The sequence below is a fragment of the Streptomyces sp. NBC_01788 genome (assembly GCF_035917575.1).
Lineage (GTDB): Bacteria > Actinomycetota > Actinomycetes > Streptomycetales > Streptomycetaceae > Streptomyces.
The window spans coordinates 2,899,920-2,925,754 of sequence record NZ_CP109090.1 but is presented as its reverse complement, the minus strand read 5'-3'; the positions used below and the strand labels follow the sequence as shown (position 1 = coordinate 2,925,754).

The 25,835-nt window shown below is 72.2% G+C and carries 19 protein-coding genes, 1 tRNA gene and 1 pseudogene; 16 read left to right on the top strand and 5 right to left on the bottom strand.

Annotated features, from left to right (window positions below; genetic code table 11):
• Positions 1-658 precede the first annotated feature (658 nt).
• Both OIE49_RS13405 and OIE49_RS13400 read right to left on the bottom strand, forming a co-directional pair.
• A complete protein-coding gene (locus OIE49_RS13405; protein WP_442812233.1) occupies positions 659-2,956 on the bottom strand; it encodes a heavy metal translocating P-type ATPase in 2,298 nt (765 codons plus the stop codon).
• A 45-nt stretch (positions 2,957-3,001) separates the two neighbouring features.
• The gene (locus tag OIE49_RS13400; RefSeq protein WP_326802514.1) at positions 3,002-3,241 is read right to left on the bottom strand and encodes a heavy-metal-associated domain-containing protein; all 240 of its coding nucleotides are present in this window, start codon (positions 3,239-3,241) and stop codon (positions 3,002-3,004) included.
• A 270-nt stretch (positions 3,242-3,511) separates the two neighbouring features.
• Between OIE49_RS13400 and OIE49_RS13395 the strand changes: the two genes are divergently transcribed.
• Entirely contained in the window at positions 3,512-4,555 is a 1,044-nt protein-coding gene (locus OIE49_RS13395) for a zinc-dependent alcohol dehydrogenase family protein (RefSeq protein ID WP_326802513.1), read from the top strand.
• 61 nt (positions 4,556-4,616) lie between these two features.
• Here OIE49_RS13395 and OIE49_RS13390 read toward each other — a convergent pair whose 3' ends face one another.
• Positions 4,617-4,817 (bottom strand): helix-turn-helix transcriptional regulator, encoded by a 201-nt coding sequence (locus OIE49_RS13390; protein ID WP_100569385.1) that lies wholly within the window; start codon positions 4,815-4,817, stop codon positions 4,617-4,619.
• Positions 4,818-5,448: 631 nt separating this feature from the next.
• On the opposite strand from OIE49_RS13390, the pseudogene OIE49_RS13385 reads away from it, so the two are divergent.
• The 12 genes and pseudogenes from OIE49_RS13385 to OIE49_RS13330 form a co-directional block, all read left to right on the top strand.
• A pseudogene (locus OIE49_RS13385) lies at positions 5,449-5,640 on the top strand (3D-(3,5/4)-trihydroxycyclohexane-1,2-dione acylhydrolase (decyclizing)); the annotation flags it as partial.
• Positions 5,641-5,654: 14 nt separating this feature from the next.
• Positions 5,655-7,157, top strand: a complete 1,503-nt coding sequence (gene mmsA, locus OIE49_RS13380) for a CoA-acylating methylmalonate-semialdehyde dehydrogenase (protein ID WP_326802512.1) — start codon at positions 5,655-5,657, stop codon at positions 7,155-7,157.
• 352 nt (positions 7,158-7,509) lie between these two features.
• The gene (locus OIE49_RS13375) at positions 7,510-8,928 is read left to right on the top strand and encodes an APC family permease (protein WP_326802511.1); all 1,419 of its coding nucleotides are present in this window, start codon (positions 7,510-7,512) and stop codon (positions 8,926-8,928) included.
• A gap of 128 nt (positions 8,929-9,056) precedes the next feature.
• Positions 9,057-11,747: an alpha/beta fold hydrolase gene (locus OIE49_RS13370; protein ID WP_326802510.1), complete on the top strand. Its 2,691-nt coding sequence runs from the start codon at positions 9,057-9,059 to the stop codon at positions 11,745-11,747.
• On the top strand, positions 11,744-12,607 hold the full coding sequence (locus OIE49_RS13365) for an ABC transporter permease (RefSeq protein ID WP_326802509.1): 864 nt from the start codon (positions 11,744-11,746) through the stop codon (positions 12,605-12,607). The genes OIE49_RS13370 and OIE49_RS13365 overlap by 4 nt, the downstream gene beginning before the upstream one ends.
• A 492-nt stretch (positions 12,608-13,099) precedes the next feature.
• A complete protein-coding gene (locus OIE49_RS13360; RefSeq protein ID WP_326802508.1) occupies positions 13,100-13,228 on the top strand; it encodes a hypothetical protein in 129 nt (42 codons plus the stop codon).
• Positions 13,229-13,480: 252 nt separating this feature from the next.
• Entirely contained in the window at positions 13,481-13,708 is a 228-nt protein-coding gene (locus tag OIE49_RS13355; protein ID WP_326802507.1) for a chaplin, read from the top strand.
• Between the two features lie 130 nt (positions 13,709-13,838).
• Positions 13,839-14,483, top strand: a complete 645-nt coding sequence (locus tag OIE49_RS13350) for a chaplin (protein WP_326802506.1) — start codon at positions 13,839-13,841, stop codon at positions 14,481-14,483.
• 975 nt (positions 14,484-15,458) lie between these two features.
• The gene (locus OIE49_RS13345) at positions 15,459-15,698 is read left to right on the top strand and encodes a chaplin (RefSeq protein WP_326802505.1); all 240 of its coding nucleotides are present in this window, start codon (positions 15,459-15,461) and stop codon (positions 15,696-15,698) included.
• 206 nt (positions 15,699-15,904) lie between these two features.
• Positions 15,905-16,186 (top strand): hypothetical protein, encoded by a 282-nt coding sequence (locus tag OIE49_RS13340; RefSeq protein ID WP_326802504.1) that lies wholly within the window; start codon positions 15,905-15,907, stop codon positions 16,184-16,186.
• A 152-nt stretch (positions 16,187-16,338) separates the two neighbouring features.
• A complete protein-coding gene (locus tag OIE49_RS13335) occupies positions 16,339-16,854 on the top strand; it encodes a hypothetical protein (protein WP_326802503.1) in 516 nt (171 codons plus the stop codon).
• Between the two features lie 218 nt (positions 16,855-17,072).
• Positions 17,073-19,832: a SpoIIE family protein phosphatase gene (locus tag OIE49_RS13330; RefSeq protein ID WP_402123762.1), complete on the top strand. Its 2,760-nt coding sequence runs from the start codon at positions 17,073-17,075 to the stop codon at positions 19,830-19,832.
• 44 nt (positions 19,833-19,876) lie between these two features.
• Here OIE49_RS13330 and OIE49_RS13325 read toward each other — a convergent pair whose 3' ends face one another.
• Both OIE49_RS13325 and OIE49_RS13320 read right to left on the bottom strand, forming a co-directional pair.
• Positions 19,877-20,680 (bottom strand): DUF6461 domain-containing protein, encoded by an 804-nt coding sequence (locus tag OIE49_RS13325; protein WP_326802502.1) that lies wholly within the window; start codon positions 20,678-20,680, stop codon positions 19,877-19,879.
• Between the two features lie 228 nt (positions 20,681-20,908).
• Positions 20,909-20,984: transfer RNA gene (locus OIE49_RS13320), tRNA-Arg, on the bottom strand.
• A gap of 321 nt (positions 20,985-21,305) precedes the next feature.
• Here OIE49_RS13320 and OIE49_RS13315 point away from each other — a divergent pair.
• The 3 genes from OIE49_RS13315 to OIE49_RS13305 all read left to right on the top strand — a co-directional run bounded on the left by OIE49_RS13315 (position 21,306) and on the right by OIE49_RS13305 (position 25,748).
• A complete protein-coding gene (locus OIE49_RS13315) occupies positions 21,306-22,919 on the top strand; it encodes a dynamin family protein (protein ID WP_326802501.1) in 1,614 nt (537 codons plus the stop codon).
• Positions 22,920-22,922: 3 nt separating this feature from the next.
• Positions 22,923-24,998 carry a YfjP family GTPase gene (locus OIE49_RS13310; RefSeq protein WP_326802500.1) on the top strand — a complete coding sequence of 692 codons (2,076 nt, stop codon included), beginning with the start codon at positions 22,923-22,925 and terminating at the stop codon, positions 24,996-24,998.
• A 282-nt stretch (positions 24,999-25,280) separates the two neighbouring features.
• Entirely contained in the window at positions 25,281-25,748 is a 468-nt protein-coding gene (locus OIE49_RS13305) for a single-stranded DNA-binding protein (RefSeq protein ID WP_326802499.1), read from the top strand.
• Positions 25,749-25,835: the final 87 nt, after the last annotated feature.

The window sequence follows — 25,835 nt, the reverse complement described above, 5'->3', positions numbered from 1 at the left end:
GCCTCCCGGCGGCGCCACCGGCCCCGTAGCATCACCGGCCCCGTATCCACGCGCAGTGCGCGGGTGCGGGGCCTCGTGTTGTGCGGACGAACCTCTCAGGCGTACTGATGTACGAGCGAGGCGCGGAGGGCGCGGATCACGGAAAAAGCGGAAGGCGCCCCGGCGTGCCGGTCCCCCCACGGGCCGACGGCCAGGGCGCCTTCCCATGTCCCGGTGCGGATTCCCCCCACGGGATCCGGCCGGGCGTTCAAGGACCAGCGCCTGAATCGCTGTGAGCACAACGAGCAGAACTCGTCGTACCTGGTGCTGTGCGGTCTGCCGGGACGCGCACGCGCGGGAGGGCCGCTCAAAGCTTCCCGGTGTACGTGCCCCGGCAACGCACCTCTGAGGAAGTCCCCCAAGACATCCTCAGATGCCGGTCAGCGCCCCCCAAGACGCTGGCCCGACATCGCCAACTTAGACCTTCGAACCCCTTCGATGGTTACGTTCACATCACTGTGATCTGCGTCTCTTGCATATGTCCGTTAGGTACGCAAGAGCCCAAGTATGGCGACCGGAACCCAAGCGTAAGGATGATGCGCGAGGCTTGTGAAGAGCTTATGTGAGGCGCGCGTTGGACTCTAGAGGGACTCTTACTTCGGTCTCGAATGCTTTTCATTCAGCGGAACGTGCGCAGCCTGAGACTGTTCGTCACCACGAACACCGACGAGAACGCCATCGCCGCTCCCGCGATCATCGGGTTGAGCAGTCCGGCGGCGGCCAGCGGCAGCGCGGCCACGTTGTAGCCGAAGGCCCACACGAGGTTGCCCTTGATGGTGGCCAGCGTCCGCCGGGACAGCCGGATGGCGTCCGCGGCCACCCGCAGGTCCCCACGCACCAGGGTCAGGTCGCCGGCCTCGATGGCGGCGTCCGTCCCGGTGCCCATGGCCAGGCCCAGGTCGGCGGTGGCGAGCGCGGCGGCGTCGTTGACCCCGTCGCCGACCATCGCCACCGTCCGCCCCTCGGCCCGCAGCCGCCGGACGGCCTCGGCCTTCTCCTCGGGCAGCACCTCGGCGACCACGTCCTGCGGATCGATGCCGACGGCCCGTGCCACGGCCTCGGCGACGGCGCGGTTGTCGCCGGTCAGCAGGACCGGGCGCAGCCCCAGCGCGCGCAACCGCGCCACCGCCTGCGCGCTGGTGTCCTTGACGGCGTCCGCGACGGCGAGGACACCGCGGGCCTGCCCGTCCCAGCCGACGACGACCGCCGTACGGCCCTCGCGCTCCGCCTCGCGCCGGGCGCGGGCCACCTCCTCGGGCAACTCGTCGTCGAGCTCCACGAGCCGTCCCACGGCCACGTCGTGGCCCTCCACGCGCCCGCGTACTCCACGACCGGGGACGTTCTCGAAGTGCTCGACCGGGGGCAGCGGTCCGACCCGTTCCTCGGCGCCGACGGCGACGGCCCGCGCGATCGGGTGCTCGGAGGCGTGCTCCAGCGCGCCCGCGAGGCGCAGCAGCCGCTTCTCGTCGGTGCCCTCGGCGGCGTACACCTCCTGGAGGGTCATCCGGCCCGTGGTGACCGTTCCGGTCTTGTCCAGGACGACGGTGTCCACCCGGCGGGTGGACTCCAGCACCTCGGGGCCCTTGATGAGGATGCCGAGCTGGGCACCTCGGCCGGTGCCGACCATCAGCGCGGTCGGCGTGGCCAGGCCGAGGGCGCACGGGCAGGCGATGATCAGTACCGCGACGGCGGCGGTGAACGCGGCGGTCACCTCGCCGGTGGCGAACAGCCAGGTGAGCAGGGTGCCCACGGCGATGAGCAGGACGACCGGCACGAAGACCGCCGATATGCGGTCCGCGAGCCGCTGCACCTCGGCCTTGCCGCCCTGCGCGTCCTCGACGAGCCGCGCCATCCGCGCGAGCTGGGTGTCCGCGCCGACCCGGGTGGCCTCGACGACCAGCCGGCCGCCCTCGTTGACCGCGGCGCCGGTGACCGTGTCGCCGGGGCCGACGTCCACGGGCACCGACTCGCCGGTGAGCATGGAGGCGTCGACCGCCGAGACGCCCTCGACGACCGTGCCGTCGGTGGCGACCTTCTCGCCGGGCCGTACGACGAACCGGTCGCCGACGGCCAGCGCGGCCACCGGGATCCGTGTCTCCCTCCCGTCGCGCAGGACGGAGACGTCCTTCGCGCCCAGTTCCAGCAGCGCCCGCAGCGCGGCGCCCGCCCGTCGCTTGGAGCGGGCCTCCAGATAGCGGCCGAGCAGGATGAACGCGACGACCCCGGCGGCGACCTCCAGGTAGATCGTGGAGGCCGCGTCCATCCGGGAGACGGTGAGGCGGAACTCGTGGCGCATGCCGGGCATGCCCGCGTCGCCCAGGAACAGCGCCCACAGCGACCAGCCGAACGCGGCCAGGGTGCCGATCGAGACGAGCGTGTCCATGGTGGCCGTGCCGTGCCGGGCATTGGTCAGGGCCGCCCGGTGGAACGGCAGCCCGCCCCAGACGACGACCGGCGCGGCGAGGGTCAGCGAGAGCCACTGCCAGTACGTGAACTGAAGGGCCGGGACCATCGAGAGCAGCACCACGGGGACGGCGAGGAGCGCGGAGACGACCAGGCGCCCGCGCAGGGCGGCCAGTTCGGGATCCCGCCCCTCCTGCTCCTCGTCCGGCCGGGATTCCGCGTCCGCCGCCGGCCCGGAGGCCGGCGGCGGGGGCTCCTCGGCCGTGTAACCGGTCCTGACCACGGTGGCGATCAGATCGGCGACCGATACCCCGGCGGGGTAGGAGATTCTGGCCTTCTCCGTGGCGTAGTTGACCGTCGCGGTGACGCCGTCCATGCGGTTGAGCTTCTTCTCGACGCGGGCGGCGCAGGAGGCGCAGGTCATTCCCCCGATGAGCAGTTCGGCCTCGGCGGTGCCCGGCCGGTCGGCCGTGGGCGTCCGCGGGACGGCGTGGGTGTTCATCCGGGTGTTCATCCTCGGTACTCCAGACGACGTACGGGCTTGGTGGACCGGCCCTCGTCAGACCTGGCCGACGAGTTCGAAGCCGGCCTCGTCGACGGCGGCGCGCACCGCCTCCTCGTCCAGCGGGGAGGCGGAGACGACGGTGACCTCGCCGGTGGAGGCGACGGCCTTCACCGAGCTGACACCGGTCACCTCGGAGAGCTCGGCGGACACGGAGCCCTCGCAGTGACCGCAGCTCATCCCGCTCACCTTGTAGACGGTGGTGACGGTGTTCGAAGTGCCAGTCTGGATGGTCATGTCGTTCTCCTCGTCGTGGCGGGTGGGGCATGTGGGTCGCGGGGAGGCCATCGGGCCCTCCACTTGTCGACATTATACCCCTAGGGGGTATTCCTCCAAGGAATCGCGGCCGGGTCGCCGCGCCGTCACCGGCAACGGAGTGACGCGAGGGGTCACGGCGTCGGCGGAAGGCGGGACCAGGCAGGCCCCCGCGTCCGGGATGTGCCCGCGTACTACGGTTTCGCCGGCGGCGGTGGGCCGCGGAGATACCGGGCGGAAAGCGAGACGGCGATGCGAGCTGTGGTGTTCGAGCGGTACGGGGAGCCGGCCGAGGTGCGCGAGGTGGCCGACCCGAGGCCCGCGGAGCACGGGGTCGTGGTGCGGGTCGAGGCGACCGGCCTGTGCCGCAGCGACTGGCACGGCTGGCAGGGCCACGACCCCGACATCACGCTGCCGCACGTGCCCGGGCACGAACTCGCCGGGACCGTCGAGGAGGTGGGCACCCGGGTGACCCGCTGGCGGCCCGGGGACCGGGTGACCGTCCCCTTCGTCTGCGCCTGCGGCGCCTGCCCCGCCTGCGCGGCCGGCGACCAGCAGGTGTGCGAGCGGCAGACCCAGCCGGGCTTCACGCACTGGGGCTCCTTCGCCCAGTACGTGGCGCTCGACCACGCCGACGTGAACCTGGTCGCCGTACCCGAGGGCCTGTCCTGCGCCACGGCGGCCTCGCTCGGTTGCCGGTTCGCCACCGCGTACCGCGCGGTCGTGCAGCAGGGCCGGGCGGCCGCCGGCGACTGGGTCGCCGTGCACGGCTGCGGGGGCGTGGGCCTGTCCGCGGTGATGATCGCGGCGGCCGCGGGGGCCAGGGTGGTCGCGGTGGACGTGTCCGCCCGGGCCCTGGACCTGGCCCGGAAATTCGGCGCCGCCCACTGCGTCGACGCGTCCGCCGTCGAGGACACGGCGGAGCGGGTGCGCGAGCTGACCGGCGGCGGCGCCCATCTCTCGCTCGACGCGCTCGGCTCGCCCGCCACCTGCGCCGCCTCGGTGAACGGCCTGCGCCGACGGGGCCGCCACGTCCAGGTCGGCCTGCTGCCTTCCGCGAACGGCACCACCCCGGTGCCCATGGCCCGCGCCATCGCCCTGGAACTCGAACTCCTGGGCAGCCACGGCATGGCCGCGCACGCCTATCCGGCGATGCTGGAACTGGTACGGGCCGGAGTGCTGCGCCCCGACCTGTTGGTGACATCGGCCATCCCGCTGGCGGCCGTCCCGGACGCGCTCGCCGCGATGGGCACGGCACCGGGATCCGGGGTCACCGTCATCGAACCGTGGAGCTGAGCCGGCACGGGGGTGCCCCACTCCGCGTGGGGCACCCCCGTACCGGTGCGACGGCCGTGGGTCAGTCGGCTCTGCGTCCGCGGTTGCCGGGCCGGGCGGCGACCCAGGCGCGGACCGTGTCGGCGTACCAGTAGGGCCTGCCGCCCTCCACATGGTCGGGCGGCGGCAGCAGCCCGTGCTTGCGGTAGGACCGCACGGTGTCCGGCTGCACCCGGATGTGCGCCGCGATCTCCTTGTACGACCAGAGCCTTCGGTCGGTCATGACGTGCACCTCCCCGCGCGCACCACGGCGGCGGCCGGAGAGGCCGTCGGGGGAGCCGGGCGCTGCGCTGGCGATCTCCAAGCCTGTGGTCGGTGAACGAGACCGACCGCGCACCGGCAAGCGGCTGTCGGCCGGGTGTGACCGAGGACCCGCGTACTCGCGACATGTGTGACACGGCAGAGGTTTTTGTGACAGAGCTGAAGCAGGCGACTTACCTGCCAGGGGGTTTACGCGGCCGCACGCCGACCCTGTCGTCCGTATGTCCGGACAAACCATTGACAGGGGTCCGTGCCCGGCACTAGAACCGGGGGAGTGAAGGGAGGCCGAGGGCAGCCGATGGCGTGCGACCCGATCACCGCGCGGCCGTGCCCGCCTGCGCGCCGGCGGCCCGGCGGACCAAGAGTTTCCTCACCCGAGCGCCACGGGCACGCTGGGCGCGGACCCGCACGTGCCTCGTGGCGCACGGGCACAGAACGCCTCCGGCGCGGGATGCCGCTTCGCCCTGGCAGGAGCGAAGTGCGAGCGTCGACTCCCCGCCCGCTACGGCCCCGCGCCGGAGGTCCCGGCAACCCACCGCCGGGGCGGCGGCAGGCCGCACTCCGCCCGAGCGCGGAATCCGTGCGCCGTCCCCGCCGCGTCCCGCGCGGCGGACACTCCCACATGTGTCTACATGGAGACGGAAACCGCAGACACAGTGTCGGGCGCGCCTTCCGCGCAGGCCTGGTGGGATGTACCTGTGGCCGGGACCGCGGCGCGCTCGTCGCGGGGCACGGCACATGAGCTGTACGCACGGCACGTTTCGACCCGTCGCCGCCATCTGTGAAGGAGTAACCGGGCATGACGAAGATCGTCAACCACTGGATCGGCGGGAAGACCGTCGAAGGCGCCTCGGGGACGTACGGGCCGGTCACGGACCCGGCGACCGGCGAGGTCACCACCAAGGTCGCGTTCGCCTCCGTGGAGGAGGTGGACGCCGCGGTCGCCGCCGCGAAGGACGCGTACCTGACCTGGGGGCAGTCCTCGCTCGCCCAGCGGACCTCGATCCTGTTCAAGTTCCGCGCGCTGCTGGACGCCCACCGCGACGAGATCGCCGAGCTGATCACCGCCGAGCACGGCAAGGTGCACTCCGACGCGCTCGGCGAGGTCGCGCGCGGCCTGGAGATCGTCGACCTGGCCTGCGGCATCAACGTGCAGCTCAAGGGCGAGCTGTCCACCCAGGTCGCCACCCGCGTCGACGTGGCCGCGATCCGGCAGCCGCTGGGCGTGGTCGCCGGCATCACGCCGTTCAACTTCCCGGCGATGGTCCCGATGTGGATGTTCCCCATCGCCATCGCGTGCGGCAACACCTTCGTGCTGAAGCCGAGCGAGAAGGACCCGTCGGCCTCCCTGAGGATCGCCGAGCTGCTGGCCGAGGCCGGGCTGCCCGACGGCGTCTTCAACGTGGTCCACGGCGACAAGGTGGCGGTGGACCGCCTCCTTGAGCACCCGGACGTCAAGGCGGTCTCCTTCGTCGGCTCCACCCCGATCGCCCGCTACATCCACACCACCGCTTCCGCGAACGGCAAGCGCGTGCAGGCCCTCGGCGGCGCCAAGAACCACATGCTGGTGCTGCCGGACGCCGACCTGGGCGCGGCCGCCGACGCCGCCGTCTCGGCCGCGTACGGCTCGGCGGGCGAGCGCTGCATGGCCATCTCGGCCGTCGTCGCCGTCGGCGCGATCGGCGACGAGCTGGTGGAGAAGATCCGCGAGCGCGCCGAGAAGATCAAGATCGGCCCCGGCAGCGACCCGTCCTCCGAGATGGGCCCGCTGATCACCAAGGCGCACCGCGACAAGGTGGCCTCGTACGTGGAGAACGCCGCGAGCGAGGGCTCCGAGGTCGTCCTGGACGGCACCGGCTACACGGTCGAGGGCTTCGAGGACGGCCACTGGGTCGGCATCTCGCTGCTGGACAAGGTGCCCACCAGCGCCAAGGCCTACCAGGACGAGATCTTCGGCCCGGTGCTGTGCGTGCTGCGCGTGGACACCTACGAGGACGGCGTGGCGCTCATCAACGCCTCGCCGTTCGGCAACGGCACGGCGATCTTCACCCGGGACGGCGGCGCGGCCCGCCGGTTCCAGCTGGAGATCGAGGCCGGCATGGTCGGCGTCAACGTGCCGATCCCGGTGCCGGTGGGCTACCACTCCTTCGGCGGCTGGAAGGACTCGCTCTTCGGCGACCACCACATCTACGGCAACGACGGCACGCACTTCTACACCCGCGGCAAGGTCGTCACCACCCGCTGGCCGGACCCGTCCGAGGCCCCCGCGGGCGTGGACCTCGGGTTCCCGCGCAATCACTGACCGGCGCGCTGCCCGGCGGTCGGGATCCCCGACCGCCATGACCCGGCCATCGCCGCAGGCGATGACGAGGCCGTCCGATATGCGGACGGCCTCGTCTTTTTTCGTGGGTCCTCTGCGATTCCCGCACGCCCGTAAGGGCCCGAACAATGGGACCGTTCGACGCGTGAATCAGTCGTAGATCGCCGTTCCGCCACGGATTCCGTAGGTTAACGGCCATTGACTCAATGGTTTTCGTTGATGTTCGATGACTGGGCCGGGAGCGGACGAGAGTGCTTACGACCGCGAACCGCCGGAGGCGATAGCGCGCTCCCCGGACCCTCACCTGTTTGCACAAGTCGATCGGAACCGCCGCATGACCGACCTGCTCCGCTCTGTCGAGAACGCCGCCCCGGAAGCGGCCGGCGGTCCCGCACAGGCGACGGACAGCCCCGCCCAGCTCAAGCGTTCCATCGGGGTCGTCGGCGGCACCCTCCTCACCCTCTCGTGCGTGACCCCCGCCTCCACCCTCTTCGTGGTCGTCCCCGACCTCCTCGGCTCGCTCGGCACCGCCACCGCCCTGACCCTCGCCATCGGCTCGCTGCTGTGTATCGCCGTGGCGTTCTGCTACTCGGAACTGGGAACCCTCATCCCCAGCGCGGGCGGCGAGTACGCCATGGTGTCGACCATGGCCGGACGGCTGGCGGGCTGGCTGGTCTTCGTGCTGTCCCTGCTCGTCGTCATGATCGTCCCGCCGGTGATCGCGATGGGCACCGCGGACTACCTGGCGCCGGTCGTGCACCTCGACCCGGCCCTGACCGGCGCCGGCGTGATGCTGATGGCCACCCTCGCCGGCCTGCTAGACCTGCGCGCCAACGCCTGGATCACCGGAATCTTCCTGGTCCTCGAGGTCATCGCCGCCGGTGTGGTCGCCGTGCTGGGCTTCGCGCACAGCCACCGGGGCGTCGGCAGCCTGGTCTCCATGCAGGTGGCCGGCTCCGGCGGCCACACCGACACCGTGACGGCCATGCTCGTCATCTCCGGACTCGCCATCGCCCTCTTCGCCACCCAGGGCTTCTCGACGGCCGTCTACCTCTCCGAGGAACTGGAGAACCCGCGCCGCAACGTCGCCCGCACGGTGCTCGCCACCCTGGCCATCTCCTCCGTGATCATCCTCGTGCCCGTCGTCGCCATCACCATGGGCGCCTCCGACATCAAGGAGCTGACCAGCGGAAACCTGAGCGCCATGGTGATCGCCTGGTCCAACTCCGCGGTCGGTACCTTCGTCAGCCTCTGCGTGGCCCTGGCGATCATCAACGCCGGCATCGTCATGGTCATCCAGAACTCCCGCGTGCTGTTCGCCTCCGCCCGCGACAAGGCCTGGCCGGAGCCGGTCAACAAGGCATTCTCCAGGCTCGGCCGCTTCGGCTCCCCGTGGGTCGCCACCCTCGCGGTGGGCGTGCCCGGCGCCCTGCTGTGCTTCGTCAACCTGGACACCCTGTACGGCGTCACGGGCGTTTCGGTGACCGGGATGTACCTGCTCGTCGCGGTCGGCGCGCTGCTGGCCCGCCGCGGCTCCCACAAGCACACGCCCGCGTGGCGCATGCCCCTGTGGCCGGCCATGCCCGTGCTGCTCATCGCACTCCTGGCCTACATCCTCAGCCGGCAGGACATCACCTACCTGCTGCTGACCGGCGGCATCATGGCGGTCGCCACCCTCTACTGGGCCCTCTACCTCCGTCCCCGCCGCGACACCCGCTGGCTGGTGTCCATCCCGGAGGACGCCCGGCCGTAGGACGATGGAGCCGCCGCCGCGTACCGCGAACGCGGTACACCGCGGCCGCCCCGTACTCCCCGAGGAGGTGCGGAGGTTCGGTCCGGCGGCGGCTTCGGCTGTCGGTGGCGGCCCGTACCGTGGAGGGCATGGATCTTCGACCGCCCGGACTGCGCGGGCTGCTGCGGAGGCCCCGGCGCCTGCTGGCCGCCGGGGCCGCCGTCGTCGTGCTGGCCGGCGCCGGCACGTGGACGGCGATCGCCTCCGACGACCCGCCCCCGGTGCACCGCGCCGACCAGGTGCTCGCCATGGGCGACGGGGTGCGCGTCGACACCTCGTACTTCACCCCGGCCACGCCCGGCCGCCACCCCGTCGTCCTGCTCGGGCACGGCTTCGGCGGCAGCAAGGACGACGTACGGCGCCAGGCCCAGGACCTCGCCGGGGACGGATACGCGGTGCTGACTTGGTCGGCGCGCGGCTTCGGCGGATCCACCGGAAAGATCGGGCTGAACGACCCCAAGGGCGAGGTCGCCGACGTCTCCAGGCTGATCGACTGGCTGGCGCGGCGGCCCGAGGTGCGGCTCGACGGGCCCGGCGACCCGCGCGTGGGCGTGGCCGGAGCCTCCTACGGCGGGGCGATCTCCCTCCTTGCCGCCGGACACGACCACCGGGTGGACGCCATCGCCCCGGCGATCACCTACTGGAACCTCGCGGACGCGCTCTTCCCGGGCGGCGTCTTCAAGAAGCTGTGGGCGGGCGCCTTCGTCAACTCCGGCGGCGGATGCGCGAAGTTCGAGCCCGCGCTGTGCCGGATGTACGAGCGGGTCGCCGAGTCGGGCAAGCCGGACGCCGAGGCGCGCGCACTGCTCCAGGAGCGCTCGCCGTCCGCCGTCGCCGACCGCATCAAGGTGCCGACCCTGCTGGTGCAGGGTCAGACGGACTCCCTCTTCCCGCTCGGCCAGGCCGACGCCGCCGCCACGGCGATCCGCGCGAACGGCGCCCCGGTCGACGTCGACTGGATCGCGGGCGGCCACGACGGCGGCGACATGGAGACCAGCCGCGTCCAGGCGCGCGTGAAGACCTGGTTCGACCGCTACCTCAAGGGCGACAAGAACACCGACACCGGCCCCGCCTTCCGCGTCACCCGCACCGGAGGCGTGGACTCCACCGACGGCAGGGCCCTGCTGCGGGGCGCGAGCGGAAGCACGTACCCGGGCCTCGAAGGCGGGCAGCGGTCCATCGCCCTGCGCGGAGGCGAGCGGCGCTTCGAGAACCCCGCCGGGGCCAACCCGCCCGCCGTGTCCGCCCTGCCGGGCCTCGGCGGCTCCGGCGGACTGTCCCAGCTCTCCTCGCTCGGCGTCGGGGTGTCCCTCGACTTCCCCGGCCAGTACGCGCGCTTCGACTCCGCACCCCTCGGCGCCGGTCTGCGCGTCACCGGATCGCCCACGGTGACCGTCCACGTCACCTCGACCGCCGACGACGCGGTGCTCTTCGCCAAGCTCTACGACGTCGGACCGGGCAAGCAGCAGCCGGTACTGCCCTCCCAGCTCGTGACCCCCGTGCGCGTCGAGGGCGCCAAGGCGGGCAAGGACGTCACCCTCACCCTCCCGGCCGTCGACCACGAGGTGCAGAAGGGCCACCGGCTCCGCCTGGTCCTCGCCTCCACCGACCTCGGCTACGCCTCACCGGCCGCCCCGGCGACGTACACCGTCGGCCTGAAGAGCGACCTGAAGGTGCCGACCGCCCCGGGCGTGACCACGGCGGCGGCACCGCTGCCCGCCTGGGTGTGGTGGCTGCCGCTCGCCGGCGCCGCGGTCGCGCTCGCCCTGCTGCTGACGGCCCGCCGCCGCACGGCCGCGCCCGCGCCCGACCCGGAACTGGCCGACGTCCCGCTGCGGATCACCGGCTTGAGCAAGCGCTACGCGAAGTCGGCCGACCTCCCCCAAGCTCTCGGCTTCGCTCGAGCAGGGGGGACCCCCATGGCGGTACGGGACCTTTCGTTCCAGGTGGACAAGGGCCAGGTCCTCGGCCTGCTCGGGCCGAACGGCGCGGGCAAGACCACCACCCTGCGCATGCTGATGGGCCTGATCCAGCCGGACGACGGCGAGATCCGCGTCTTCGGCCACGCCATACGGCCGGGCACGCCCGTGCTGTCGCGGGTCGGCGCCTTCGTCGAGGGCGCCGGTTTCCTGCCCCATCTGTCCGGCCGGGAGAACCTGGAGCTGTACTGGCGGGCCACCGGCCGCCCAGCAGAGGACGCGCACCTGGACGAGGCCCTCCGGATCGCCGGCCTCGGCGACGCCCTGGCCCGTGCCGTACGCACCTACTCGCAGGGCATGCGCCAGCGCCTGGCGATCGCGCAGGCCATGCTCGGCCTGCCGGACCTGCTGATCCTGGACGAGCCGACCAACGGCCTCGACCCGCCCCAGATCCGCGAGATGCGCGAGGTGATGATCCGCTACGCGGCCGGCGGCCGCACGGTGATCGTCTCCAGCCATCTGCTCTCCGAGGTCGAACAGTCCTGCACCCACCTGGTGGTGATGGACCGGGGACGTCTGGTGCAGGCGGGTCCCGTCGGCGAGATCGTCGGCTCCGGCGACACGCTGCTCGTGGGGACCGCCACCCCGGTGGAGGACCCGGTCGTGGAGAAGGTGTCCGCCCTGCCGGACGTCGCCTCGGCACTGCGCACCGAGGACGGCCTCCTGGTCCGGCTGGAGACCGGCGGCACGGCACAGGACCTGGTCGCGGAGCTGGTGCGCCTGGAGGTGCCCGTCGTCGCGGTCGGCCCCCACCGCCGGCTCGAAGACGCCTTCCTCACCCTGATCGGAGGTTCCGCGTGAGCACGCTCGCCGAGAGCACCGAGGTCGCCTCCGGTTACCGGGCGGGCCGCACCCTGCCCCTGCGAGTGGAGCTGGTGCGGCAGTTCAAGCGGCGCCGCACGCTGGTCATGGGCGGCATCCTGGCCGCGCTGCCCTTCGTGCTGGCCGTCGCCTTCGCCATCGGCGGCGGTCCGGGCGGCCGCGGTGACCGGGTGACGCTGATGGACACGGCCACCGCGTCCGCCGCCAACTTCGCCGCGGTGAACCTGTTCGTCTCGGCCGGCTTCCTGCTGGTGATCCCGGTGGCGCTGTTCTGCGGGGACACCGTCGCCTCCGAGGCGAGCTGGTCCTCCCTGCGCTATCTGCTCGCCGCGCCCGTGCCGCGGGCCCGGCTGCTGTGGTCCAAGCTCGTCGTCGGACTCGGGCTCAGCCTGGCCGCGATGGTGCTGCTGCCGCTGGTGGCGCTCGCCGTCGGCACCGCCGCCTACGGCTGGGGCCCACTGCGGATACCCACCGGCGCCGCGCTCGACGCGGGGACCGCCGCGCAGCGGCTGCTGGTGGTCGTGGCGTACATCTTCGTGTCGCAACTGGTCACCGCGGCCCTGGCGTTCTGGCTGTCCACCAGGACGGACGCGCCCCTGGGCGCCGTGGGCGGCGCGGTCGGCCTGACCATCGTGGGCAACGTCCTGGACGCCGTCACGGCCCTCGGACACTGGCGCGACTTCCTGCCCGCGCACTGGCAGTACGCCTGGGCCGACGCCGTGCAGCCGCACGCCGAGTGGTCCGGCATGATCCAGGGCACGGCGGTCTCCGTCAGCTACGCGCTGGTGCTGTTCGCCCTGGCCTTCCGCGGGTTCGCCCGCAAGGACGTGGTGTCGTAGAAGCCCCTGCCCGCGGCGGAGTCGGGCGCGAGGGGTTCGGGTACTGAGCGCCTCGGCCTGGCTGCCGTGGTTGATTATCGGTCTCTCCGTCGGAGCCTGGGTGGACCGGATGCGGCGCAAGCCGGCCATGCTGACCGCTGCCGCGGTGTCCTTCCTGATGTTCTCCGTGGTTCCGGTCGCGGCATGGACCGGCGAGGTTCCAGCAGCGCTCCTCGTTTTCTCCCCCATCGGGCGCTCTCGTGATTTGCCGACGGCGCCCCGGCACAGGAATGCCCCGGGGTACGTACGCCCTCATCCGGAGCCGTCACCGCCGCGGCACTGAACACTCCGCCGGTCGACGATCCGGACTGCTTGTGTGTTTTTTGGACTCCCGTGATTTTCCTCAGTTTTGAATGCGGTGGGGTCCAAGCGGGTGAACCCCCGCAACCAAACATGCCGCACCGGGTTGATGAAGTCGTAGGACGTGCGTCGCTACGAGGAAAGGAACGGGCAGTGCTCAAGAAGGCAAAGGTCGCCGCGGCAGCCGCCGCCCCTGTCGCCGGTATGCCGGTGGCGGCCGCTCCCGCGGCGCTCGCCATCGGCGACGATCTGTCGGTCCTCTCCGCCAGTACCGGGAGCTGAACCGGATCAGGTCCGCCCAGGGCCCGCCGCTTTGCCGGGGGCTGCCCGTACCTTTCCGAAGAACCCTTTCCAGACAATGCAGTCGAGGGTGAATCGTATGGTCGCGCGGGTCAAACGAGTGAAGTGCTCGGCGACTCACGTTCCGCGTTTTCCCATTACGGCTATTCCTCGTTCAGCATCACGACCGTATCGGTTGTGTTCACTCGGTTTCAGACCGCCATCGGGGCATCGACCCCAAGAAGGGAACAATTCATGAAGAAGAGCGTTGCTGTCGTCACCGGCGCCATCGTGGCCCTGGGCATGGCGGGCCCCGCCTTCGCCGACTCCGGAGCCGCGGGTACCGCCACGAACTCCCCGGGCGTGCTCTCGGGCAACGTCGTCCAGGTTCCCGTGCACGTGCCGGTCAACGTCTGCGGCAACACCGTCAACGTCATCGCGCTGCTGAACCCGACGTTCGGCAACGTCTGCGCCAACGGCTGACCGTCCGGCGCACCCAGCCGCACCGGCTGTGTCACGGCCGGCCTTGGACACCGATCTCTCGCCCAAGGCCGGCCTTCCCACTTCTTCAAGCCGCTCGGAGCGAGTGGCTGCAAGCAGGAAGACAACGAGATTGCGACAGACTCTGAGCAGGGGAGTGTTCGCGGCCGCCGCCGCGACGAGCATGCTGACCCTGTACGGCAGCCCAGCCCTGGCCGACTCGCACGCCGACGGTGCCGCCGCGAACTCCCCGGGTGTGCTCTCGGGCAACGTCCTCCAGGTTCCCGTGCACGTGCCGGTCAACGTCTGCGGCAACACCGTGAACGTGGTGGCGCTGCTGAACCCCGCGTTCGGTAACCGCTGCGCCAACGGCTCGGCGCCGACCGCGGTGCCGACACCCGGGGTCACGCCGCCGCCTGTGGCGACGCCGACGCCGACTGTCCCGCCTGTGGCGACGCCGACTCTGCCGCCTGTGGCGACGCCGACGCCGACTGTGCCGCCTGTGGCGACGCCGACGACACCGGCGCAGACGCCGGTTGAGGCCACGCCGGACGCGGGGACCCCGTCGCGGGTGGACGAGGCGACGCCAGAGACCCAGCGTGCCCAGACCCTGCCGGCTCCGGCGTCCTTCGAGGAGGGCACGCCCGACGCGGCCCCGCAGCTTGCCGAGACCGGCACGGGCGCCCTGCTGGCGTCCTCGGCCGCCAGCGCGGCCCTGATCGCCGGCGGCGCGTTCCTCTACCGCCGCGGCCGCACGGCGACTCAGCGCCAGAGCTGAACCCACGGGCCACCGCATCGGCCCCCCACGGGTGCCGGACACGACGTCCGGCACCCGTTTACGTCTCTACAGCCGACTGGGGCGGTGGCCTTGTTGACTTCCGTCGGGGGTCTTGCAGTCGGTTGGCGTGGTGGTCTTGCTGACTTCCGTCGGGGGTCTTGCAGACGGTCGACGCGGTTGCCTCGCTGGCGGCCGTCGTGCGGCCTTGCTGCCGGGCCGGGCGTGTGTCTTGCTGACGCCACGAGCGACCACCCGCGGCCCAGCTCTGCGCGAGGTCCTGGCATGCCTGGGCGCTGGCCTGCTTGAGGCGCTGGCACTGGCTAGCCGCGGCCCCACTGGGTCCGGTGCTCCTGGCGTGCCGCTGGTCCCCGTCCCGGCTCGCCGTCGATTCCGCCGTGTGGCGTGCCGTTGGCCCCACTCCACGCCCGGCCTCGGCCCGACGACGCTGCGTCCCTGCCCCCAGTGTGCTATCGCCCTCGCTCTGACTTGCCGCTGGTCGCGGTCGTCGGGTGCTGTTGCCTCGCGCGATTCCCGGCCTTGGGCCGCCCGCGGCCCAGACCCGCCGCGGCCCCGCTGCGGGCCTGTCCCCGGCGTGCCACCACCCGCGCCCCGGCTTGCCGCTGGCTCCACTGCGCCCCGCAGCCCCGCTCCATCACGCTCCCAGCCTGCCGCCGTTCCTGCCTCTGGCCTGCTGCCGGCCCCCACCCTGATTTGTGGTTGCCCCTGACAGTGGCCTTGCCCGCCCTGCCCTCAGACCCGGCCCGCCGCGATCCGGTCGCGTCCCCACTCCCGACGTGCCGTCGGCCGCCCGCCCCTGGCGCGTCCCCGTGACCCCCGGCGCGCAACCCGCCCGTACGCCCCGGAACTTTCGATATCACTCCTTTGGCGGCACAACTCGCGGGAGCGCCGCGCGTTGACACAGCGCCGGGCATCCCGCCCGGGTGTTTTTGCATCAACCCCAAGGAGCACTTCTCCATGTCGCGTATCGCCAAGGGCCTTGTCCTTACCTCCGTCGCCGCCGCGGCCGTCGCCGGTGGTGCCGGCATCGCCGCCGCCAGCAGCGGCGCGACCGGCGGCGCCGCCAACTCCCCGGGCGTGCTGTCGGGCAACGTCGTCCAGGTTCCCGTGCACGTCCCGGTCAACGTCTGCGGCAACAGCATCGACGTCATCGGCGTGCTGAACCCGGCGTTCGGCAACGCCTGCGTCAACGGCTGACGTCCGCGCGTATTCGTCCGGCCGGCCGCCGTCCCCCGGTTTCCTCCGGGGACGGCGGCCGGCCGTGTCACAGCCCCATGCGTCGCCGGGTCCCGCACGAGGGCCCGGCGATTTCGCGCCGCCGGGGTTTCCGGTCCGGCCGGTGCTCGTTGGACACGGCGGCACAAACCCCCGCGGTGACCGACGCCGCCGAAGAAAGGAACACGATGAAGTCCCTGAAGGCTGCCGCCGTCCTGGCAGGTTCCCTGGCCCTCACCGGCGCCGCCGCGCCCGCGTTCGCCCAGAACTCCGCCGACCTCACGCCCCACAGCCTCGCCGGCGCCGTGAACACGCTCACCAAGGGCCCCGTCGACGTCATGCCGTTGCAGCAGCAGTCCAACGCCCTCGACACCGAGAACCGGAACTCAGTGCTCCACACGGTGAACGGCGCCACCAAGACGCTGAACGCCCCGAAACCACTGCTCGGCGGCCTCGCGCTCCAGCGCTGAGCCACGTGAGGCGTCAGCTCGGCGCCTCCGTACCGGCCGGTGAACCGTCGTACTACTGCGGCACTCGGGGGAATCCCGTGCTGCTGGTGGCGTCAGGATCGTTGGACGGTACGGACGTCGAGCCCCGAACCCGGAAAAGGACCGTACCTGACATGAAGTCGACCACTCGAGGAACCCTCGCCGCCGTCATCACGGGCATCGCGGCAGCCATGGGCGCGGCCGCGACCCCCGCCGCCGCGGCCGGCACGGTTCCCGTCCCCGTCCCGCTGGGCGGCGCGGAGACGGCCCTCGGCACGGAACTGCCCGAGGTCGGCGGCCAGGTGCCGCTGCCCGCGCCGGTCGTGCCGGAGCCCCCGCGCTTCGTCGAGGGACGGCTCCTGCCCGAGCACACCGTGCCGCGACTGCCGGTCGACGGCGGCCTGCCCGGCCTGGAGCTGCGCGCCCCGCTGGCCCACGCCCTCGACGACGGCTTCGACCACGTCGACGTCGGCCTGCCCGCCTCCGACGTCCGGACCCTGACCCCGGGACTGGCCCTGGACGCCCCCCTGACCAACCCGAGCCCCGGCGAACTGCCCACCTTCAAGCAACCGGAACTGGTCGTCCTCGCCCCCGTCCTGCGCACCACCCCCGGCGCCGACCTGACGGCCGGCCCCGGCCTCGGCCTGTAGCCGCCCCGGTCCGCGGGCCGGGGCGCGGTCCTGCCCGCCCCGCCCCGCCCCGCCCCGGCCAGGCGGCGCGGCGCGGCGCGCGTGACCGGGGCCCGCACCCGCCCGTGAAGCAGCCGGCTCAGGACCACCCACATCCGTAGTCCGTAGTGCCGGCCGTGGTGCGCTCCACCACGCCGTCGCCGGAATGCCGACTGGGACACAGGGCGCAAAATGGAAAAGTGATCGCACACTCCCGTCGATCTCTCCGGCGCGGCGGGCGCGACAACTCGCCGCAGCCGCCCCCGGGGCGACTGCGGTCCCTGTTCAGGCCGCGCAGCGTCGCCGGCCAGGTGTTCCTGCTGCAAGTGGTCATCGCGGTCCTGATCGTCGCAGCCGCGCTGATCGCCCTCGTGCTCCAGGCCGGGGACGACAGCACCAAGGACGCCCGCGAACGCTCCCTCGGCATCGCCGAGACACTGGCGTATGCGCCGGACACGCTGAAGGCGATGACCGGCCCCGACCCCTCCAAGGTGCTTCAGCCCGTCGCGCAGAAGATCATGAAGGGGGCCGATGTCGACCTCGTCGTCATCTACTCCAAGGACGGGATCCGGTACACCCACTCCAACCCGGCCCTCATCGGCAAACCGGTCCTCGGTCCCCGTAAACCGCCGCACTCCGCCGTCACCCATGTCCTGCGGACCACCCAGGGACGCTCGGTGGTCTCGTACGTCCCCGTCACCAGGCCGGGGGGCGCGGCCGTCGGCACCGTAGCGGTCGCGATCACGGTCCAGAGGGTGGAGAGCACGGCAGGCCGCCAGCTTCCGGTCCTGCTGGGGACGGCGGCCGGGGCGCTGGCCCTGGCCGCGGGCGGCACCGCACTGGTGAGCCGGCGGCTGCTGCGCCAGACCCACGGCCTGGGACCGGCCGAGATGACGCGGATGTACGACCACCACGACGCCGTGCTGCACGCGGTGCGCGAGGGCGTGCTGATCGTCGGGGGCGACGGACGGCTGCTGCTCGCCAACGACGAGGCGCAGCGGCTGCTGGAACTGCCGCCGGACGCGGAGGGCCACAAGGTCACCGACCTGCCCCTGGACACCGGCATCGCCGAACTGCTGATATCGGAACGCACGGCCAGCGACGAGGTCCACCTCACGGCCGACCGCCTGCTCGCGGTCAACAAGCGGCCCACCGCCCCGTACGGCGGATACGCGGGCAGTGTGGTGACCCTCAGGGACACCACGGAGCTGCGGGCACTGTCGGGACGCGCCGAAGTGGCACGCGAGCGCCTGAAACTCCTCTACGACGCCGGCGTGAAGATCGGCACCACCCTGGACGTGTCGCGCACCGCGCAGGAACTGGCGGACGTGGCCGTTCCCGGCTTCGCCGACGTCGTCACCGTGGAACTGGCGGAGGAGGTCCTGAGCGGCCAGGAGCCGACCGGGACGATCGACGAAGTGCGCCGGGCCGCGGTGCGGGGCCCTTCCGGGTACCGGCCGCTGACAGAGGTGGGCAGGCGGCTCAGTTTCACGCCCAGCACGCCGCAGGCCCGGTGCGCGGAGACCGGCCGAGGGGTGCTCGTGGCGGATCTGACGTCCGCGCGGGACTGGCAGACGGCGGATCCCGATCGCGCGCCGCGTCTCCTGGAGCGCGGCATCCACTCCCTGATCGCGGTGCCGCTGCGCGCCCGCGGCATGGTGCTGGGGGTGGTGGACTTCTGGCGCTGCCAGCAGGGGGAGCGCTTCGACGAGGAGGACGTGCCGTTCGCCGAGGAACTGGCCGCCCGGGCCGCCGTAGCCCTCGACAACGCCCGCCGCTACACGCGCGAGCACACCATGGCGGTCACCCTGCAACGCAGCCTTCTGCCCCGCGCCCTGCCCGAACTGGGCGCCCTCGAGGTGGCCTACCGCTATCTGCCCGCCCAGGCGGGGGTGGGCGGGGACTGGTTCGACGTGATCGAGCTGTCCGGAGCCCGGGTGGCCCTGGTGGTCGGCGACGTGGTGGGGCACGGACTGCACGCGGCGGCCACCATGGGACGGCTGCGCATCGCGGTGCACAACTTCTCCACCCTGGACCTCGCCCCGGACGAGCTGCTGGGCCGCCTGGACGACCTGGTGGCCCGGCTCGACCGGGACGGCGAGGCCGGAGGCGGTGAGGAGGGACTCACCGGCGCCACCTGCCTGTACGCCGTCTACGACCCGTCCTCGGGCGCCTGCTCCCTGGCCCGTGCCGGCCACCCGCCGCCCGCCCTCGTCCACCCGGACGGCACCGCGACCTTCCCGGACCTGCCCGCGGGCCCGCCTCTGGGCCTGGGCGGCCTCCCCTTCGAGGCCACCGAACTGCGGCTGCCCGAGGGGAGCCGGCTGGTCCTCTACACGGACGGACTCGTCGAGAACCGCGAACGGGACATCGGCACAGGCCTCGAACTCCTGAGTGCCGCGCTGGCCCATCCCGACCGGTCGCCGGAGCAGACCTGCCAGGCTGTGCTCGACGCCCTCCCTCCGGACCGCGCGAGCGACGACATCGCCCTGCTGGTCGCCCGTACCCGCGTACTCGATCCCGGCCTGGTCGCCGACTGGGACGTGCCGCGCGACCCCGCGGCCGTCTCCCGCGTCCGCGCCGATGTCGCCCGGCAGCTGAAGGACTGGGGCCTTGAGGACGCCAGCTTCACGACCGAGCTCGTCCTCAGCGAACTGGTCACCAACGCCATCCGCTACGGCAGTGACCCCATCCACGTCCGGCTGCTGCGCGACCGCAAGCTGATCTGCGAGGTCTCGGACGGCAGCAGCACCTCGCCCCACCTGCGCTACGCGGCGACCACGGACGAGGGCGGACGCGGCCTGTTCCTCATCGCCCGGTACGCCGAGCGCTGGGGAACCCGGTACACCCCCACCGGTAAGGTCATCTGGACCGAGCAGCCCCTGCACGGCGGGGCGGCACCGTCCGACGGCCCCGCGGACGAGGACCTGCTCGACCAGTGGAGCGACGACGCACTATGAGGCGGCCCCGGTCACCGCCCCGCGTGCCGCGCACCACCCTGTAACTACTTGCTCTGCCACTCCTCGACGGGTTCCTCCGGGACTTCCCCCACCTGGTAGTCGGCCTCCGCCAGTAGCTCCTCGGTCACCCGTACACCCGTGAGGCGCTCTGCCAGCGCCAGAACCGCTGCCTTCCTGTCGACATCGGGATCTTCGTCCCCCGACGGGTTGAGGCCGACCTCCAGCATCAGGGGGGTCAGCGCATCGGGAGTGCTGCCGGTCCTGTCTGCGGGCCACTCGAAAGTCGTCCGCAACTCCCCCTCTTCGTACCAGTGGAAGAAGTGCATGGGCTTCCCCCCGTTGCTCGAATGCGAGACAGCACGTGTCCCGGCGGAGAGTGCCTCCATGAGGCGCGGGCGCGTGCCCAGATCGCCTCCGAACTCCAGGGCAAGAGTCCAGTCCCCTCCCTCGCCCTGCGCGGTGAACGCTCCCGCGAGGAAGGCTTCGGGCCACTCCTCGTACCCGTCCAAGAACTCGTGCTGTGCCTCGATGAACTTGCTCAGCCCCTGACACACACCTCGCGGCTCGGCCTCCACGATCCGGAGCAACTCCGAAGGCGAGACTCCCCGCACCAGCGTCAGGGTGTACCCGAACTCCAATCCATACGCGAACAGCGAGGACGAGGAACGTATCCAGCCGTAATCGGCGGCGGTGGCGGAAGTCATGCAACGGACCCTGCCAGCACCCACTGACAACGGGATGCGCTTGCCGTTCGCCGCGGCGGCGTCCAGGCCGATCAGGGTCCGTTCGTGGATGAACTCCCGCTCGACCTCATCCGTAGCGGCGAACGCGTTTTCGCCACGCTGCACTACTGCGCTCCGTGTCCCGAGGAAGCAGTGGCCATTGGGGTGAAAGATATGACGTTGCCCGCCCCTGGCGCCGAGGACCAGTGGAGTGAACTTATGACCCACACGGCGACGCCGGAGGTCGGCAAGCACTGGACCGACACGGGGGTCGGGGAGTCCCCGGGGCTTCGTCGTGTGCGGTGAAACCCTGCCTGACCAGCGAAAAGCCCTCCCGGGAGGGAGGGCGGAGACTGGCGCCCCCGGCAGGACTCGAACCTGCGGCCAAGCGCTTAGAAGGCGCCTGCTCTATCCACTGAGCTACGGGGGCCAGGTGTGGTGGCCTCTGTCGCGGTGCCCTGGTGGGGGCTGATCCGTGACATCGCCGGGGACAAGGATAGGGCTCCCGGATCCATGTCCCGGTTGCTTCGCCTCCGTGGCTCAATGTGGAGGTTCAGTGAAGCGGTCCTGATAATCGCAGGCGGGTACGAATCGTGCATCGCTTTTGACGTCCGGCGCACCTGGTGTTGTGCACTCGTTATGCCTCGACTGTGCCCGCGTCCCAGTCATCCCATCCGTCCGTTGTGTCCAATCGGCGCGCAGACATGCTCATATGCTTCAGAATTCCCCTAAAATTGGGCATTCTTCACATGTGGTGACCTTGGACGTAAGGCCTCAGCTGCTCGACGCACTATCCGCCCTGCGCGACCGTGTCGCCGCCGCACGCTTCCCGCTGCCTCTGGCGGGGGCTCCCCGTGCGCGTGCCAACCGCGACGAACTGCTCGCTCAGCTAGACGACTACTTGGTGCCGCGGTTGCGAAGGCCCCAAGCACCGTTGCTGGCGGTCGTCGGCGGGTCGACAGGCGCCGGGAAGTCCACTCTCGTCAACTCGCTCGTCGGACGGCGGGTCAGCGAGGCGGGCGTGCTGCGGCCGACCACTAGGACACCGGTGCTGGTCTGCCATCCGGAGGACCACCACTGGTTCAGTGGCATGCGCGTACTGCCGGACCTCACGCGCGTGTGGGTACCCAGGGGCGATCCCGCGGCCGGCGACGACCTGCTGGTGCAGGAGAGCACCCCCACCCGGGTGCTGCGCGTGGAGACCGTCGACACCCTGCCCCCCGGGCTCGCTCTCCTCGACGCGCCCGACATCGACTCCCTGATCTCCGACAACCGTGTCCTGGCCGCCGAGCTGATCTGCGCCGCCGACATCTGGGTCATGGTCACCACGGCCGCCCGCTACGCCGACGCGATCCCGTGGCACCTGCTCCGCACGGCCAAGGAGTACGACGCCACGCTGGTGACCGTCCTGGACCGGGTGCCGCACCAGGTCGCCTCGGAGGTCTCCCGCCAGTACGGGGCGCTGCTCACCAAGGCAGGACTCGGCGAGGTACCGCGGTTCACCGTGCCGGAGCTGCCCGAGTCCGCCTGGGGCGGGGGCCTGCTGCCCGCCTCCGCCGTCGCACAGCTGCGCACCTGGCTGGTGCACCAGACCCAGGAACCTGGGGCCCGGGAGTACGCCATGGCCCGCACGGCCCAGGGCCTCCTCGACTCGCTGAAATCCCGGATGCCCGAGCTGGCCGGCGCCACCGCCTCCCAGTACGCCGCCGCGCTGCGGCTCACCTCGGCCGTCGAGACCGCCTACGACAGTGAGCACGCGCGCGTACGAGGACGGCTCCAGGCGGGGGCGGTGCTCGCCGGGGACGCCCTGAAGAGGTGGCGCGCCTTCCCCCTGGACTGCACCGCAGGGGAGCTGCTCGACGCGCTCGTGGAGAGCCTGGCCGCCCTGCTGCTGTGTGCCGTCACCGCCGCCGACGAGCGCGTGGACGACGCCTGGCGGCACGAGCAGGCCGCCACGGCACCGGAGCTCGCCGACCGCGACCGCGTGTCGGAGAGCGCCGAGCACCGCATCGGCCTTGCCGTACGGCGCTGGCGGCGGGAGCTGGAGGAGTACGCCGACGACGAGGTGCGCAGGCTGGACCGGAGCCTCGCTCCGGACGCCGAGGCCGTCGCCGCCCTGGCCGCGACCGGACTGCTGGGAGGACGCCGGGCGCGGTCCGCGGGAGAGAGGCTCGCCGAGCGGATCGGCGCGCACGGAGCGCTGCGGCTGCGCGACCGCGCCGGGCGGCTGCTGACCGAACACCTGGACCGGGTGATCCACGTCGAACGAGAGCGCCGTCTGGCCCCGCTCGACGCCCTCGACGTGCACGCCGAGCCCCAGGCCGAACTCATCGCCGCGCTGTCCGTACTGCTGAAGGAGAGGTGACCGGTGACCGCCGTCACTGACCAGGACCGAACGGAACACACCGATCAGAAGCAGGGCACCGTCCTCACGGACCAGGAGACGGACGGAAGGGCGGACGGAACGGCCGGCGGGGAGCACACGCAAGGAGACGCCTGGATCCGGGGCAGGACGCCGGACGCCAGGTCCGAGGACGGCCACGGCGCCGAAGGCGTCCCGGAGGCTAAAGACGCCGAGACGCCCGGGGACGCCGGGGGCCACCGGGTCCCCGGGGCGGCGGCCCGCGACCACCAGGTGACGGGGCAGGTCAGCATGGTCAAGGAGGCCGACGTCGCCCACGCGCGCGTGGAGCACGACGACAACGACGCGCGCGGGGCGGACGACGACGCACAGAGCCGTACGGAGGCCGAGGACGCCTGGGACGACGGGCTGATCGCGCGCCGCGTCAGCGAGACGGCCGCCGCCGAACTCGTACCCGTGGAGCCCCGGCCCTCCCGGCACTCGGCCGTGCCCCCGCTGGCGTACGACGGACCGCTGCGCTCCCGGCTCGACGCGCTGCGCGAACTGGTCGGCCTGTCCCGCACCCGGCTCGACAGCGCCACCCTCGCGGAGGCGGGCCGGGTCCTCGACGAGGCCGCGGCGCGGCGCCGGCTCTCCGGGCAGCACACCGTCGTCGCCATCGCGGGCGCCACCGGCAGCGGCAAGTCCCAGCTGTTCAACGCTCTCGCCGGCGTCGCCATCTCGGAGACCGGCGTACGGCGGCCGACCACCGCGGCTCCCATCGCGTGCAGTTGGAGCGACGGCGCGGCCGGTCTCATCGACCGGCTCGGCATCCCGGGACGGCTGCGCAGGCGCCCGGTACAGGCCCAGGACGCCGACCCGCAACTGCGCGGTCTGGTCCTGGTGGACCTGCCCGACCACGACTCGGCGGCCGTGCAGCACCGCGAGCACGTGGACCGCATCCTGCGGCTCGTCGACGCCGTCATCTGGGTCGTCGATCCGGAGAAGTACGCGGACGCCGTCCTCCACGAGCGCTACCTGCGGCCCATGTCCGGCCACGCGGAGATCATGTTCGTTGTCCTCAACCAGATCGACCGGCTGCCCGGCGAGGCCGCCGACCAGGTCCTCGACGATCTGCGACGGCTGCTCGACGAGGACGGGATCGCCCTCGGAGAGTACGGCGAGCCGGGCGCGACCGTGCTCGCGCTGTCCGCGCTCACCGGGCACGGCGTCGGTGAGCTGCGCGAGGCGCTGGGTCAGTTCGTGGCCGAGCGCGGAGCCGCGGTGCGGCGGATCTCGGCCGACGTGGACGCCGCGGCCCAGCGCCTGCGGCCCGTCTACGCCACCCGGTCGAGCACCGGGCTCAGCGAGGAGGCGCGCGAGGAGTTCTCGGCCCGGCTCGCCGACGCGGTGGGCGCCACCGCCGCGGGCGACGCGGCCGAGCGGGCCTGGCTGCGCAACGCCAACAAGGCCTGCGGCACGCCCTGGCTGCGGCTGTGGCGGTGGTGCCGAAGCCGGCGCGAGGCACCCACCGGACGCCTCATGCTGAGTACACAGCAGGACGAGGAGGCCACCGCGCGCCAGCGTGTCGAACACGCGGTGCGCACGGTGGCCGACCAGGCCTCGGCAGGCATGCCGGGGCCGTGGGCGCAGGCCGTGCGCGAGGCCGCCGTACGCGGTGCGCAGGGGCTGCCCGAGGCGCTGGACCAGTTGGTGGCGCGGGCCGGGCTGCCCCCGGGGCGGCCCCCGCGCCCGGGCTGGTGGCCCGTCGCGGTCCTCGCGCAGGCGGCGATGACGATCCTTCAGGTGGCCGGCGGTCTGTGGCTGGTCGGGCAGATCGCGGGGGTGATGGCGCCGAACCTGGGGGTTCCGGTGCTGCTCATGCTGGCCGGCATCGTGGGCGGGCCGCTCGTGGAGTGGAGCTGCCGGATCGCGGCGCGCGGGCCCGCACGGCGGTACGGCCAGGAGGCCGAGCGCCGACTACGGGAGGCGGCGTCGGGGTGCGGCCGGGCCCGGGTGCTGGATTCGGTGGCGGCGGAACTCCTGCGATATCGGGAGGTGCGGGAGCAGTACGCGCTGGTGAAGGGAGCGGGGGTCGGATGAGGTGCGGTCTTCGCCGGTAGGTGGGGCGAGGGGCGGGCTTCACCCGTGAGGCGGCTTCACCCGTGAGGCGGGCGAGGGGCGGGCTTCACCCGCAAGGGTGGGGGAGTTTTCCACAGGCAGGTGGCGGTCCACAGCGCTCGGCGGGCTCGGCCCGTACGGAGGCAGTCTGGTCCCGCGGCGATCGCGACGAACGCGGTCGTCACGACAGACGCAGCCGTACGGGACGGGCCCGTACGCATGTCCGCCCGGGCCGGGCGTCCGGGCGAGGGAGGGGTTTCGACGATGAACGAGACGATCGTCTGCACCGTGGGCAACGTGGCGACGCAGCCGGTGCACCGGGAGCTGCCCTCGGGCGCCTCGGCGCGGTTCCGGCTGGCGGTGACCTCGCGCTACTGGGACCGGGAGAAAGCTGCCTGGACGGACGGCCACACCAACTTCTTCACGGTGTGGGCCAACCGCCAGCTCGCCGCCAACGCGGTGGCGTCACTGACCGTGGGCGACCCGGTCATCGTGCAGGGCCGGCTGAAGGTGCGCACCGAGACCCGAGACGGCACCAGTCGGACCTCGGCGGACATCGACGCCCTGGCGATCGGCCACGACCTGACGCGGGGCACGTCGGCCTTCCGGCGCACCGTCAGGGCGGAGCCGCAGACAGCGAGTCCGCCTCCACAACCGGAGCCCACGTGGGAGACGGCTCCCTCGGACACCGGGGCTTCGCAGGAGCCGGAACCTGCCGTTGCGGCCTGCTGAGGTGATCTTGGTGATAACGATTGCGATTCGGATCAGTGATCTGACGATACGACAGCGAAGTCCTGGTGTGCGGGCTCCATAGGATGC

Excerpts from the sequence above, each read along its gene's own strand:
- OIE49_RS13405 (WP_442812233.1), bottom strand. The coding sequence starts at position 2,956 with ATGAACACCCGGATGAACACCCACGCCGTCCCGCGGACGCCCACGGCC.
- OIE49_RS13400 (WP_326802514.1), bottom strand. The coding sequence starts at position 3,241 with ATGACCATCCAGACTGGCACTTCGAACACCGTCACCACCGTCTACAAG.
- OIE49_RS13395 (WP_326802513.1), top strand. The coding sequence starts at position 3,512 with ATGCGAGCTGTGGTGTTCGAGCGGTACGGGGAGCCGGCCGAGGTGCGC.
- OIE49_RS13390 (WP_100569385.1), bottom strand. The coding sequence starts at position 4,817 with ATGACCGACCGAAGGCTCTGGTCGTACAAGGAGATCGCGGCGCACATC.
- mmsA (WP_326802512.1), top strand. The coding sequence starts at position 5,655 with ATGACGAAGATCGTCAACCACTGGATCGGCGGGAAGACCGTCGAAGGC.
- OIE49_RS13375 (WP_326802511.1), top strand. The coding sequence starts at position 7,510 with ATGACCGACCTGCTCCGCTCTGTCGAGAACGCCGCCCCGGAAGCGGCC.
- OIE49_RS13370 (WP_326802510.1), top strand. The coding sequence starts at position 9,057 with ATGGATCTTCGACCGCCCGGACTGCGCGGGCTGCTGCGGAGGCCCCGG.
- OIE49_RS13355 (WP_326802507.1), top strand. The coding sequence starts at position 13,481 with ATGAAGAAGAGCGTTGCTGTCGTCACCGGCGCCATCGTGGCCCTGGGC.
- OIE49_RS13345 (WP_326802505.1), top strand. The coding sequence starts at position 15,459 with ATGTCGCGTATCGCCAAGGGCCTTGTCCTTACCTCCGTCGCCGCCGCG.
- OIE49_RS13340 (WP_326802504.1), top strand. The coding sequence starts at position 15,905 with ATGAAGTCCCTGAAGGCTGCCGCCGTCCTGGCAGGTTCCCTGGCCCTC.
- OIE49_RS13335 (WP_326802503.1), top strand. The coding sequence starts at position 16,339 with ATGAAGTCGACCACTCGAGGAACCCTCGCCGCCGTCATCACGGGCATC.
- OIE49_RS13305 (WP_326802499.1), top strand. The coding sequence starts at position 25,281 with ATGAACGAGACGATCGTCTGCACCGTGGGCAACGTGGCGACGCAGCCG.